Origin of the sequence: Streptomyces orinoci (assembly GCF_003121295.1) — a bacterium.
GTDB classification, from domain to species: domain Bacteria; phylum Actinomycetota; class Actinomycetes; order Streptomycetales; family Streptomycetaceae; genus Streptomyces; species Streptomyces orinoci.
In genome coordinates, this window is record NZ_PHNC01000013.1 from 79,500 (window position 1) to 92,621 (window position 13,122).

General features: G+C 71.0%; 12 protein-coding genes. 7 read left to right on the top strand and 5 right to left on the bottom strand.

The annotated features are described in order from the left end of the window. Positions 1–35 precede the first annotated feature (35 nt). Together CV755_RS10885 and CV755_RS10890 are read right to left on the bottom strand one after the other, a co-directional pair. A complete protein-coding gene (locus CV755_RS10885) occupies positions 36–905 on the bottom strand; it encodes a class II glutamine amidotransferase (RefSeq protein WP_109279985.1) in 870 nt (289 codons plus the stop codon). A gap of 201 nt (positions 906–1,106) precedes the next feature. Continuing rightward, positions 1,107–1,340, bottom strand: a complete 234-nt coding sequence (locus tag CV755_RS10890; protein WP_109279986.1) for a hypothetical protein — start codon at positions 1,338–1,340, stop codon at positions 1,107–1,109. A 210-nt stretch (positions 1,341–1,550) separates the two neighbouring features. On the opposite strand from CV755_RS10890, the gene CV755_RS10895 reads away from it, so the two are divergent. After that, positions 1,551–2,903 carry an alpha/beta hydrolase family protein gene (locus CV755_RS10895; protein WP_241561122.1) on the top strand — a complete coding sequence of 451 codons (1,353 nt, stop codon included), beginning with the start codon at positions 1,551–1,553 and terminating at the stop codon, positions 2,901–2,903. Here the strand turns inward: CV755_RS10895 and CV755_RS10900 are convergent. Then, positions 2,843–3,856, bottom strand: a complete 1,014-nt coding sequence (locus tag CV755_RS10900; RefSeq protein ID WP_109279987.1) for a cytotoxin leucocidin — start codon at positions 3,854–3,856, stop codon at positions 2,843–2,845. The genes CV755_RS10895 and CV755_RS10900 overlap by 61 nt on opposite strands. A gap of 234 nt (positions 3,857–4,090) precedes the next feature. Here CV755_RS10900 and CV755_RS10905 point away from each other — a divergent pair, with 234 nt between their 5' ends. The 6 genes from CV755_RS10905 (at position 4,091) to CV755_RS10930 (ending at position 11,281) form a co-directional block, all read left to right on the top strand. After that, the gene (locus tag CV755_RS10905) at positions 4,091–5,524 is read left to right on the top strand and encodes a M14 family zinc carboxypeptidase (RefSeq protein ID WP_109279988.1); all 1,434 of its coding nucleotides are present in this window, start codon (positions 4,091–4,093) and stop codon (positions 5,522–5,524) included. Between the two features lie 370 nt (positions 5,525–5,894). Further along, on the top strand, positions 5,895–7,943 hold the full coding sequence (locus tag CV755_RS10910) for an RICIN domain-containing protein (protein ID WP_241561123.1): 2,049 nt from the start codon (positions 5,895–5,897) through the stop codon (positions 7,941–7,943). A 63-nt stretch (positions 7,944–8,006) separates the two neighbouring features. Continuing rightward, entirely contained in the window at positions 8,007–8,555 is a 549-nt protein-coding gene (locus CV755_RS10915) for a hypothetical protein (RefSeq protein ID WP_109279989.1), read from the top strand. A gap of 62 nt (positions 8,556–8,617) precedes the next feature. Beyond that, positions 8,618–9,457 (top strand): papain-like cysteine protease family protein, encoded by an 840-nt coding sequence (locus tag CV755_RS10920; RefSeq protein WP_109279990.1) that lies wholly within the window; start codon positions 8,618–8,620, stop codon positions 9,455–9,457. A gap of 12 nt (positions 9,458–9,469) precedes the next feature. Beyond that, complete coding sequence (locus CV755_RS10925; protein ID WP_109279991.1) at positions 9,470–10,351, top strand: hypothetical protein; 882 nt, start codon at positions 9,470–9,472, stop codon at positions 10,349–10,351. Between the two features lie 228 nt (positions 10,352–10,579). Continuing rightward, positions 10,580–11,281 carry an RraA family protein gene (locus CV755_RS10930; protein ID WP_109279992.1) on the top strand — a complete coding sequence of 234 codons (702 nt, stop codon included), beginning with the start codon at positions 10,580–10,582 and terminating at the stop codon, positions 11,279–11,281. Positions 11,282–11,455: 174 nt separating this feature from the next. On the opposite strand, the gene CV755_RS10935 is transcribed toward CV755_RS10930, so the two are convergent. Beyond that, entirely contained in the window at positions 11,456–11,668 is a 213-nt protein-coding gene (locus CV755_RS10935; protein WP_109279993.1) for a hypothetical protein, read from the bottom strand. A 163-nt stretch (positions 11,669–11,831) separates the two neighbouring features. Next, the gene (locus CV755_RS10940) at positions 11,832–12,956 is read right to left on the bottom strand and encodes an AI-2E family transporter (protein WP_109279994.1); all 1,125 of its coding nucleotides are present in this window, start codon (positions 12,954–12,956) and stop codon (positions 11,832–11,834) included. Positions 12,957–13,122: the final 166 nt, after the last annotated feature.

Below are 13,122 nucleotides of genomic sequence, written 5' to 3' on the forward strand. Positions count from 1 at the left end.
AACGCCCCGCCGCGACCAGCCAAGTTGACGCCCCTTCAGCGGGCGGCCTGCGAGGCGGCCGCCTGGGGGTGGAGATCGGCCAGGGTGAGCCGGTGTACGGGCTCCTCAGGCAGGGCGATACGGCCCGCCACGCCCAGGTCCGCCCGGATGTGCAGCAGTTCGCCGGGGAGCAGCGGGCGCCAGCCGGGATGGTCGTCCATTCGCTCACTGGCGATCACCACCGAGGGGAACCGGGCCAGTTGGCCGGAGTGCACCCGCATCCGTCCCCCGGTGCCGCTGTGGTCCAGGTGCCGGTCGCCGTGCCGGCCGCCCGCCGGACGCTGGAGCACATGGAGTTCATGGGTGTCCGGGTAGCGCAGGGCCCAGAGCTCGTCCCGGGTGGCGATGATCAGGTTGAGGGCAAAGACGGGCAGGTTACGGGCGATCCAGCGGGCCGCCTGTTCGATGCCGGCCGCCATATCGCCGCCGTGCGCGGCGGTTTCCCGGGTGATCAGGGCGAAGAACCGCTCGGAGTCGGTGTCGCCCTGTACCAGGGACCGGTCGGGGCCCAGGTGGGCGTCGAGCCGGTCCAGCCCCTCGATGACCCCGTTGTGCGCGAACAGCCTGCCGTCCTGCTCGAAGGGATGAGTGTTGCGGTTGTCCAGGCCGCCGGTGGAGGCATAGCGGACATGGGCCAGAAAGGTGGTGGACTCCACCTGCCTGGCCTCCTCGGCGAAGGCGCGGTCCTGGTAGGCGGCGATGGCGGACTTATGGACGCGCGGCGCGCCGTCGGGGCCGAACCAGCCCAGCCCGGTCCCGTCCGGGTCGCGCAGGCTCTGCCGGCGCAGGCTGTCGGGGGCCTCCAGCAGCCAGAAGGTGGCCAGGGTGCGGTGCGGGCTGCTGCTCAGGGCGAATAGGCGGCACATCAGGTGCTCCCCTCCTTGGGTGGGGGTCGGCGGGCATGGGCCCACGGGCCTCTCGTTGGGCGGTGGGGCGGGGCTTGGCAAGGGCGGGACGCGCCGGAGCGGGTACGCACAAAGCCCCCGTGCCGCGGGAGGAACCGCGGCCCGGGGGCCCGTCAAGGCGCCCAAAAACCTTGGGGCTTGGGGCGCCAAGGACTTGGGCGCTCAGGACTTGGGGCGCTTGACCCAGCCCTTCTTCACCAGTTCGTCGCAGTGCCACTTGGCGTGGGCCGCGCTCTCCCCGTTGTTCTTGGCGGCCTTGATGCAGTCCGCGTACGGGAAGGGCGGCTGGTCGCCGCCCACCCGCGGTGTGCGGGGGGAGGCGGCGGACGCCGCGGAAGCGCCCAGGCCGCCGACCGCGAACACCGCCGCGGCCAGCGCGATGGTCAACCGACGCACAGCTTCTCCTTTCCACCCTCCGGAGCCCGGTGCTCCGGACGCGTCCGGGCCCGAACGGGCCCGTCACCGCTCAACGAGCCCGGCCGCCCCAGGCGCCTGCTTGTCACCCGGACGGCGGCGTGCGTCTGCGCGCCGGGAGGGCCGGTGACAGGCTGTGGTTATGCCGAACTCTGTGTATTTCCGCTGTTCCCGGCCCAGGGAATGGGAGCGGTGAGGATATCCGGCGGCGTTCTCGCCGCGGGAACCGCGCTGGCCGTCGCGGCGGCCGCCGGGGCCTGTGCCCCTCAGGCGGCCCGGTCGGCCGGACCGGCGGACCCGGCCCTGCCGGCCGTCCAGGTCACCGACCACACCTATACGGTCCCCCAGCCGCTGGCCCCCGCCGCCCCCGGCACTCCGATAGCCGTCTCCGCGCAGGGGCCGGCCCCTCAGCTGGGCAACGCCCGCCGCTGGACCGTCCTTTACCACTCGACCGCTTCCCGGGGCACCGACACCGCCGTCAGCGGCACCCTGCTGCTGCCCAATGGCACGCCGCCGCACGGAGGTTGGCCGGTGGTCTCCTGGGCGCATGGCACCACGGGGGTGGCCGACAAGTGCGCGCCCTCGCACACCGCCAATCTGGGCTACAACGCCTACGCCCAGGAGCTGCGCGCCCTGTTGGGGGCCGGTTACGCGGTGGCGGCCACCGACTACGCGGGGCTGGGCACCCCGGGGATGCACACCTATCTGGTGGGGCCGGACGAGGGCAACGCCGTGGTGGACATCGTCACCGCCGCCCGCCGGCTGCTGCCCGGACTGGCCCCGACCTGGTTCGCCATCGGGCACTCCCAGGGCGGGCAGGCGGCCCTGTTCGCCGCCAACTCGGCACGGCGGGCGCCGGATCTGCGCTTCGGCGGTGCGGTGGCCCTCGCCCCGGCCAGCCATCTGGAGACCATGCTGCCGGGGGTGATCGCCTCCCATGAGTCCAGCGAACTGTCCTTCGCGCTCTACTCCTTGGCGGGGCTGAGTGCCACCGACCCCTCGGTGGATCTGCGCCGGATGCTGGGGCCGGTGGCCGGCCGGACCGCCGCCCGGGTGCTGGGTGAGTGCCTCAAGAGCAGCTATGGCGTGCTCAAGGGGGTCTCCACCGAGCAGACCCTGCCGCTCAGCCCCGACCAGCTCCGGGAACTGGGCGCCAAGATGGGCGCCTACGGCGATCCGGACCGGACGGCCGTCAAGAGCCCGGTCCTGGTCGTCCAGGGCGGCGCCGACCAGGACGTACCGCCGCAGTGGACCGCCGAGGTGGTCGGCCATCTACGGGCGCTGGGCTCGCCCTCGGTGACGGACCGCACCTATCCCGGCGCCGATCATGACCAGGTGCTGGGCCAGTCCATCTGTGACCTGCTGGCCTTTATGGCCGAGCACGGCGGACGCCCGGTGGGCGGCTGCGCCCCGTACCACACGGACCTCGGCCTGGGCCATGAGAGCCTGCTCCGGCACCGGACTCCGCGCGGCACACTGGCCGTTCAGCGGCCGGGGACGATGACCTTCCTGCCCGCGTCGCTCAGGGGGACCGGGACCGAGTGAACGGCGACACCGCGCTGCTGCCGTCCGTCCAGCGGCTTCTGGACGGCGTTGACGCTCAGCGAGACGCCCTGGCCGCCGGTGAAAGTGCCCGCGGCAAAGGCGTTGACGCCGCTGGCGGTGACCTCGTAGCCGGCGGTGTCCACGATGCCGTGCGCCCGGCAGTCCCGGAAGACCTCCTCGATGGGGATGAACCACAGCCAGTGGTAGTCCCCGTCGTGGTTGAGGTCCACCTTCTCCTCGAACCAGATGGCCACATGGCCGCGGAGGGCGACGGTGGCGGTCCAGTCGATGTCGTACTTCTGGGTGCCCACCACCAGCGTCGCCTCGACCAGCGACTTGGCGGGGATCTTCAGCGGGAGATCCACGCTCCAGTTCTGGGTCTCCTTGTGCGAGAACTCCTGGGTCGAGGACAGGGTGGCCTCGATGGAGGTGGTCTCGCTGACCTTGGCCACCGCGGGGATCTCCGCGGAGACCTCCACCGTCACACCGATCTTCAGCGACTCGGTCACCGAGATCCGCAGGTCCTGCTCGGTGGTGCGGCTCTGTTTATAGGTGACCAGCTGCTCCACCTCGGTGCCGTTGCGGTAGTTGGTGGCGACCGAGTTCACCTGCCCGGGAACGGGAGAGGGGGCGTTGGGGTCATAGGTGATTCCGCTGTAGGTGGTGCTCACCTGGTATTGGTGGTAGGCGGCCAGGGCGCCCTGTCTGCCGTAGTCGGTGGAGGCGGTGAAGCGGCAGCCCCTGGATCCGGGGAATCTCTCCCGGGCCATCCACCGTCCCCACTCGTCGGTTATCTCCTGCAACGGGCGGGCGGCCGGCCGGGCCTTGGCGGAGTTCTGCCGGGCGGGGGCCGCGGCCGCGGGGCCGGCGGTCATCAGGGACACCGGGACGGCGGCGGCCACTCCCAGGGAAGGGGCGAGGGTCAGCACCCGCCGTCTGGAGACATAACTCATGGAATTCCATTCCTCCTTGCGATGGGGGGAATCACTTGGCGGCAAGCCAATCGGCAATTGCCAGGGAATCCCAGGGACTTTGGTCCCGATGTTCCCAACTCGGCCGATTCCGTTCAACGTTGCACGATTGCCTCTGCCGGCCGGGAGTGGCGGAGGCGGCGGAACCAGCCTTCCCTTTTTGACATGACCACGGCATCATGCCCGCAAGCCATCCCCCCCACGGAAGGTCTTCCCATGTCCCGCAAACTGGTGGCACTGGCCGCCGGAGCGACCGCCATGGCCGCCGCCGCAGTGCTCCCCGTGGCGCCGTCCGCCCTGGCCGGAGCCAACGCCCCGCACAGCGCGGTCGGACACAGCGCGGTCAGACACAGCGAGCAGCGCACCGTCATCGTCTACCGGGTGCCCACCCGGCACCCCCAGGAAGACGCCCAGAAGCTGGCCAAGGCCGGATACGACCTGCTGGAACGCCGGCAGGGCAACAACCTGTTCGTCCTGGGCGGCCCGGACACCGCGGCCGGGCTGCGCCGCCTGGGCTTCCGCCCGACCGTGGTCTCCACCACCGTCAAGCCGCTCCCCCACCCGGCGAAGGCCGCCGCCGCGGCCCAGAGCGACACCTACTACGGCGGCTACCACACCCCGGAGGCCCACAACGCCCATCTGGACCAGGTCGCCGCCCAGCACCCGGACCTGGCCAGCGTGGTCACCTACGGTCAGTCCTGGCTCAAACAGCATGGGTCCGGGGGCCATGACCTCAAGGCCATCTGTCTGACCAAGCGCCAGAACGGGGACTGCGCGCTCAACCCCGGCTCGGCCAAGCCGCGGTTCTTCCTGATGAGCCAGATCCACGCCCGGGAGATCACCACCGGCGAGATCTCCTGGCGCTGGATCGACGAACTGACCCAGAAGTACGGCAGCGACCCGGAGATCACCAAGCTGATGGACACCACCGAGATGTGGGTGGTGCCCATCGCCAACCCGGACGGGGTGGACATCGTCGCCCAGGGCGGCGACAACCCCATCTGGCAGCGGAAGAACGCCGATGACTCCAACGGCGGCTCCTGCGGCCTGTCCGGGCAGATCGGGGTGGACCTCAACCGCAACGCGGGCACCCACTGGGGCGGCCTGGGCACCTCCGACCAGCCCTGCAGCGAGATCTATCTGGGCCCGGCCGCGGACTCCGAGGTGGAGAACTCCGCCCTGGAGGGGTTGTTCCGGCAGCTGTACCCGGCCGTACGCACCGGCACCGGCGATGGCGACCCGGCACCGCTCGACGCCCGCGGCGACATGATCACCCTGCACAGCGACGCCAGCATGGTCCTCTTCCCCTGGGCCTCCGACCACACCGTGCACACCGGGAACGACGCCCAGCTGCGCGCCATGGCCGGGCAGCTGGGGTCCATCACCGGCTACCAGTCCGGGCAGGCGGGCGAGATCCTCTACGACGCCTCCGGCGGCACCGACGACTGGACCTACGACAAGCTGGGCCTGGCCAGCTTCACCATCGAGGTGGGCGACAGCGACGGACGCGGCTGTGACGGCTTCACCCCCGCCTACTCCTGCCAGGACGGCTACTTCTGGCCCAAGCTGGAACCGGCCCTGAGGTATGCCGCCCAGCATGCCGCGGCGCCGTACCAGACCTCGGCCAACTCAACGGGGCACCGGCGCTGAACCGGCCCATTTCTTATGGCGGTCCGTACTGACGGGCCGCCATAAGGCGTTCCAGGGAAGGCCCCAAGACGTTACTTCTGGTAAGTCATCGCACAGTGATTGGCCATCCACTTTGCGCGATTTGAACTGCCGAGTCCAAAATAACGATCTTGTCAAGCAAAGCTGTGCGGGGCCGTGGAATTGGCTTAGACCTTCTCTCGACGGCCGTTTCAACTCCCTTGCCGTACAAGTGAATTGACACCACTCACAAAAACCCGGGGAACTTTGTTCAAGCTTTGGCTTTCATCGGGCGAGGAATATCCGATTTGACGCCCTCTCAGCTCTGGCACACTTCCGACACCCAATCCCCCACAACAAACGAGGTGTTGGTTTGTCCAGACGCAGAAGAGCGGCCCAACGGCCCCGGAAAAGACGCGCGATACTCGCCGCCGCCGTCGCGGTCACCGCGGGGGCGGTCATCGGCGGGGCCGCCCTGACCGGGGTCTTCGGCAGCGATGACCACGCCCAGCCGAGGGTCACCGCACAGGCGGCGGCCACCGCGCCGGCGGCACAGCCCGAGCACGACGAGGCCCCCAAGCCGGTGACCCGGATACCCAGCGACGACCGGCCGCACGGCATGGTCTATGCGGGTCTGCGGACGGCACCCAAGGGCGACCACTGCGCGGGTGTGCTGGAGACCACCGACGGCCGCTGCACCCATGGGCCGGACAAGCCGCCCCGGGGCGTGGACATCAAGAAGAACACCCCGCCGGCCGTCAAGGCCAAGGCCCCGGCCGCCGACCCCAGCCGGCCGGACACCGCCCAGCCGTCCACCGGACAGCAGGGGGCCGGTACGGTGGCCGCGCTCGACGCCAAGCAGGCCAAGAAGCACGGCAAGAGCGCCCCCGCGCCCGCGACCCCCAAGGGCGGCACCGGAAAGGCGGCCTCCCCCCGCGAGGAGACCGTGCCCTGTGACGGCGACGGCTCCACCGGCAACCGGGTGCAGGTGCTCTATGTCCACGGCCCCGGCAACGACCGGTACGCCGAGTATCTGGCGTCCTTCCGCAAGTGGGCCGCCGATGTGGACACCATCTACTACGCCAGCGCCCAGGAGACCGGCGGCGTCCGGCACGTCCGCTTTGTCACCGGAGCGGACTGCACCCCCTCGGTGCTCAATGTGGAGCTGCCCGACTCGGCGCTGGCCGAGTTCAGCGCCACCAACTCGGCCCTGGCGGCCAAGGGCTTCGACCGCCGGGACCGCAAGTACATGATCTTCGCCGATGCCAATGTCTACTGCGGCATCGGCACCTTCAACGGCGACGAGCGGCCCGGACAGGACAACCAGAGCAACTTCGGCCCGTCCTACGGCCGGACCGACAACGGCTGCTGGAGCGGCTCCACCGCCGCCCATGAACTGGGGCACAACCTGGGCGCCGTCAACAACAGCGCCCCGCACAGCAGCAAGGCGGCGCACTGCACCGACGAGTGGGACATCATGTGCTACTCGGACGCGCCCTACTACCCGCAGATGCACATCGCCTGCCCGGACCGGTCGCACGACGACCGCCTGGACTGCAACCACGACGACTACTACAACACCAGTCCGGAGCGCGGCAGTTACCTGGACACCCACTGGAACGTGGCCAACAACCAGTTCCTGATGACCGGCAACGGCACCAAGCCCGACCCGGACCCCAACCCGACGCCCACCCCCACACCCAACCCGACGCCCACGCCCACCAAGGGCACCGGCGACGCCCCGGTCCCGGTGCTGGGCGAGCTGACCTCGGACTCGGCGGTGCTGAGCTGGCCGGCCGTGCCCTCCGCCGACTGGTACCGCCTGGTGCTCAACGGCAACCACCTGGGCTGGGTGAAGAGCAACTCCGTCCGCGTCTACAACCTGCAGCCGGACACCGACTACACCCTGGCCGTGGCGGTCCGCGACACCTCCGGCCATGACACCGACCCCGGCCAGGCGGTGTCCTTCCACACCCCGGCCGCCGGCGCGGCCGTCAAGCCCGGCACCCACTACCTGCTCACCAACGGCGAGGCCGGAATGGCGGCCGAGATCTACGGCGGCAAGACCGCGGACGGCACCGTCGCCGTCGGCTCCCAGCCCAACGGCTACGCCGGCCAGCAGTGGGTGTTCGACGACACCGGCAACGGCTATGTGCACATCCGCTCCGTGGCGACCAACGAGTGCCTCCAGCTGGGCGGGGACGCCGCCGAGGGCCAGTGGGTGGCCCAGCAGCCCTGCAACGGCAGCATCGCCTCGCAGTGGAAGCTGGCCAAGACGGCCAATGGCGTGCAGGTGACGGCCCGGGACAGCTCCCTGGTGCTGGGCGTCAGCGACCGCCCGTACTACGGCGCCTGGCTGCTGGAGCTGCAGAAGCCCAACGGCCCCGGCCACCACACCTGGACCGTGCAGAAGGCCGGCTGATCCCCTCACCGCAAGCGGGGGCCGCTCAACGCGGCCCCCGCCCTACCCCGGAGCCAACCGCCCATGTCCAACCGCCGCTTCACCGCGACGGCCCTGCTCGCCACCGCCCTGCTCGCCCTGGGACCGGCGACCACGGCCCATGCCCATGGCGACACCATTCGCCTCGCCCCCCTCCAGGTCACCGCCGGCCACCCCAGCACCGTCGCGGTCTGGGACAACGACGGCGACCCGGTGGACGAGAAGATCGCCGGCACCCTCAGCGCCACCTCGGCCGACGGCACCACCGTGGGCCCCTGGCGGCTGGTGCCGGTCCCCGGCGCCAAGCCCGGCAGCCTCACCACCAAGGAGGCGCTGCCGGCGGGCCGTTGGACCATCACCGCGGAGACCGCCTTCCCCGCGCTGGGCCGGGTCCAGGGACAGGCCGAGGTGACCACCGCCTCCCTGTCCTCCCCCACCCCCGCCCCGGCACGGACCGAGCAGCCCTCCGCCGGCCAGGACACCGGCTCCGGATCCGGCTCCACCACCACCGTGGTCGCACTCACCGCGGCCGCGGTGGTGGCGGCCGGGCTCGCGGGCTTCTGGCTGCTGCGCCGGCGCGCCCGCAGAAGCTGAACCCCACCGCAACACCATGGCTCCCGCACATCGGCCGGAGCCCTCACCCCCCAAGGAATCCCATGCTCAGACTCCGCATGCTCCGCCGCGGAAAGGCACTGGTCTCCGCAATGACCACGGTGCTGGCCGGCGGACTGCTGCTCGGCTCGGGCACCGCCGCCCACGCCGCGTCCACCGGAACCGTCATCGGCGGCCAGGGCAACTACCGGACCATCAACCAGCGTTCACTGCCCTCGCTGTCCTCCAGTGTCACCGGCACCTCACTGCCCGGCGACCGGATACCGATGATCTGCCGCACCACCGGTGACACGGTGGAGAACAACAACCGCTGGATCTGGTCCGGCGCCTACTACATCGCCGACACCTTCATCCAGGAGGACACCGGCTCCCTGCCCACCTGTGCCTCAACCCGGCCCACCAGCTGGTCCACCCTGGGCATCGGCATGCAGAAGCAGGTCCAGGACGAGTGGTGCTGGGACGCCTCCGGCCTGACCATCGCCAACTACTGGGGCTACACCAACTACAACCAGTACGACTTCTGCCGCCTGGCCGCCCAGAACGGCAATGTGGACTGCAACGACCAGCCGGCCACCCTGGACGACATGGCCAACGGCCTGTCCAACATGGGCTTCCGCAACAGCGGTTACGACCTCTACCGCAACGCCACCTTCAACGAGACCAGCCAGGAGATCGCCGGCGGACGGCCGTTCGCGGTGCGCATCGGCTGGAACAGCGGTGGCGGCCATATGAACGTGATCTACGGCTATGACAGCTCCAGCGGAATGATCGCGGTGGGCGACCCCTGGCCCAGCACCCAGACCTACACCTGGTGGAACTACTCCACCTACTCCGGAAACAACTCCTTCCGGTGGACCCACTCGCGCCTCGGCATCCACAGCTAGGAGACCACCACCATGCAGCAGAAGCACTTCCGCCACACCGCCGTTCTGGCCGCGGCCGTCCTCGCCGCCCTGTGCGCCGCCGCCCCGGCCCAGGCCGCCGACGCCCCCTCGGCGCCGGGCGCCGCGGACTACAACGCCGCCCAGAAGGTGCTGAGTTCAAGCCGGGTCCAGGACACCGTCTCCCGGTTCCTGACCGCCGCCGAACAGCACACCGCCCCCGCCGGGGCCGACGGCGGCACCTCCCTGGCGCCCGCCGTCAAGGCACCCGCCAAGGCTCCCGGCTTCCAACTGCGGCAGCCGGTACCGTACTTCGAGCTCTCCCCGGAGTTCGTCGCCGCCAAGGCCCGTCCCACCGCCGCCCAGGCACTGCGGGTGTCCTATCTGGCCTCCCGGGTCGCCGCCTCCGACGGCCACCAGGCCGCGGTGCTGCTCGCCCCGCAAGGCGGCACACACAACTGGCAGCTGGCGGGCATCCAGGACGGCGGCGGCGATCTGTCCTTCGCCGAACAGGGCACGGCCAAGGCCCATGCCTTTACCTTCACCGAGCCGCAGATCCACGCCTGGTACCGGCTCACCGCGGGCGGCTCGGTTGAGCCCCTCAACAAGGAGGCCGCCGCCGGCCTGCACGGCAGGCACCAGGTGACCCTCGCCGCCTACCAGCAGCTGGTCAACAAGCGCTACGGGGACAAGCTGCCCGGCTCCCGCTATGACCGCAAGGGCTACACCGGCGGCTACGCCCTGGCCGGGGACGACCAGGCGGCGCCCACGGCCGCCGCTCCGGCCTCCCCGGCCGGCCCGGCGTCCTGGCGCCCCGCCGCCTACGGCGCCGCCGCCCTGATGACCGCCGGCACGGCCGGAGCCCTGCTGCGCCGCCGGCGCCGGAACGCCATGTAAAGGGGCGCCCCGCAAGGGCGCCCCACAGGGGCGCGGGGAACTGCGCGACCAGCCACCCACGGCCCGCACTCACCCGCGCCCCCGCCCCACCCCTACGATCCATGGGTGACCCGAAACGGGGGCGAACGCCGGGGTGCACGCGCCCGGAAGCCGTCAACGGCTTCCGGGCCGCGCCGCGGACGCCCGCCGACGCCCGGACCCGGGACAGCCGACCTGAGGAGACTTCCCATGGAGCCCGAGGAACTGCACCGCAGATTCGCGGAGTTGACGACCGCTCACCTTGCCGACGCGTGCCTTCGCGCCCGCGTTCCCGTGCGCTGTGCGCCGATGCGCCCCGTGCTGCCGGGCGGCCGGCTGGCCGGCCGGGTGTGTCCGGCCCGTCATGCCGGCAGCGTTGACGTCTTTCTGGAGGCGTACCGGGACGCCTCCCCCGGCGATGTCCTGGTCGTGGACAACGGAGGACGGCTGGACGAGGCCTGTGTGGGCGACCTCGCCGTCCTGGAGGCCCGGGCCGCCGGGCTGGCCGGAGTGGTGATCTGGGGGCTGCACCGCGACACCGCCGAGGTACAGGCCATCGGTCTGCCGGTCTTCAGCCTGGGCGCCCTGCCCACCGGCCCCCAGCGGCTCGGCCCCCGCCCGGCCGGTGCCCTGGAGTCGGCCGGGGTCGGCGAGTGGACGGTGACCCGCGCCGATCTGGTGCTGGCCGACGAGGACGGCGTCCTCTTCCTCCCGGCCGACCGGGCCGGGGAGCTGTTCGCCCTGGCCGAGACCATCCGCGACACCGAGCGGCGGCAGGCGGACCTGATCCGCTCCGGGGTCACGCTGCGTGATCAGCTCCGCTTCGAGGACTTCCTCGACCGGCGCCGCCATACCCCCTCGCTGACCTTCCGTGACTACCTCCGGTCCATCGGCGGCGCCATCGAGGAGTAGCAAATCGCCGGTGTCCGGCCCGCCGAACATCCGGTCCTCGTAACAGGCCAGCGCGAGCAGTGCCCCCAGCAGCAGCGGAGGCATCAGGAGGGCGACCAAGACCATCGGGACTCCTTACCGGGAAGGGCCGTCCCCAGGGCGCGTTACCGTCCGCGGCCTCGGGAAACCCCTGGCTCAGCCGAGATCCTTGACCACGTGCTCCGCCGCCGCGGCCTCCGCCCCGGCCGGATCCAGCTCGCTCAGCGAGAGCAGGTCGGTGTCATCGCTGAGGTAGCCCTCCCACTGCTCCGCCAGCCGCTCCTGCTGCTCGCGGGGCAGCCGCTGGACGGTGTCCCGGTGGGCCGGGGAAAGGGCGTGGAGAAAGCGCGAGACGGGATCGGTCTGCATGGTCTTCCCTCATGGTCCGCGCGACGGCGCGCCTGGTCGTGGTGGGTCCCTGGTCGTCGTGGGTCCCTGGCATGGGGTCCCCCGCATCGGTGGGTCCCTGGCATTTCTTCCAGCCGCCACCCCGGCCGGACACCCCCGGACCCGCCCGCGTGACCCGAATGGCTCAAGCCGCGTCGGTACGGGGAAAGACCGACTGGTCCAGCACAATGCCGATGCCCACCGCCACCGGGATGGCGATCAGTGCCCCGATGATGCCCAGCAGTGCCCCGCCGATCACCACGGCCACCACCGTCACAATGGGGTGCACATCGACCGCGAAGCGCATCGCCTTGGGCATGATCAGGTAGTCCTCGGCCAGCCGGAAGAAGATATAGAACCCGGCCGTGCCCAGGGCGATGACAAAGGAGACGGACAGCGCCACCAGGCTGACCACCACTCCCCCGATGGTCGAGCCGACCACCGGCACCATGTCCATCAGGGCCACAAAGACCCCCAGGGCGGCCGGATAGGGCACATCCAGGGCCGCGCACCAGGCGAAGGTGGCCAGGCCCGCGATGACCGAGGTGGCCGCGTTGCCCAGCATGTAGCGGCCGACCCGGACCAGGATCGCCTCGGTGAGCTCCACCGCCCGTGCCCGCTTGCTTCCCGGGATGAACCGGTAGGCGAAGGCCTTCAGCTGCTCCATGCCCACCATGAAGTACACGGTCAGCACCACCACCAGGACGGTGCTGAACACGGCGTTGATCACCACATGGCCGGCCCCCAGCAGCCCGCCGACCACGGCGGTGCCCGCGCTGGAGCTCAGCTGCCGGCGGCCCTTGGAGATCAGGTGGTAGCGGTCCTCCAGCCGGCCCAGGAAGGAGTGGTGGTCATGCAGCTGTTTGAGCCACTTGGGCACCGCCTCGATCAGCGCCCCGACCTCGCCGGTCACCGGCGGGATGACCAGGGCGAGGAACCCGGCCAGCAGTCCCAGCAGCGCGATCACCACCAGGGCGACCGCCCGGCCCCGGCCCAGCCGGGCCCGTCCCAGCCGCGTCCGGGCCAGCCAGGCCACCGCCGGCTCCAGGCTGATCGCCACAAACAGCGCCAGCAGCAGCAGGGTCAGCACACTGCCGATCCGCAGCACCGTCTGCACGGCCACATAGGCCAGCGTGGCCCCCAGCCCCAGGGTGAAGCCGGCGGCGAACCAGGAGGTGGTGGGACGGACCGGCCGCGCCGGGCCACGGTGTGGATCCGGGGCCCCGCCGGGGAGACCGTCAGCGCCTCCCGGCCCCTTGCTCGACAGCATCTCGCCCTCTCCGGCCGGTCTGCCACCAGCGACGATTTCCCTTGGGACAGCTCTTCTGGACAGCTCTTCCTACCCGGACGGGGCACCGGCGCACCGCCGGGCCGCGCAAGACCACCTACAGGGGCGAGCAAGCGGCCCCGGCCGAGCTGTTGCATCGGGGAGCGAT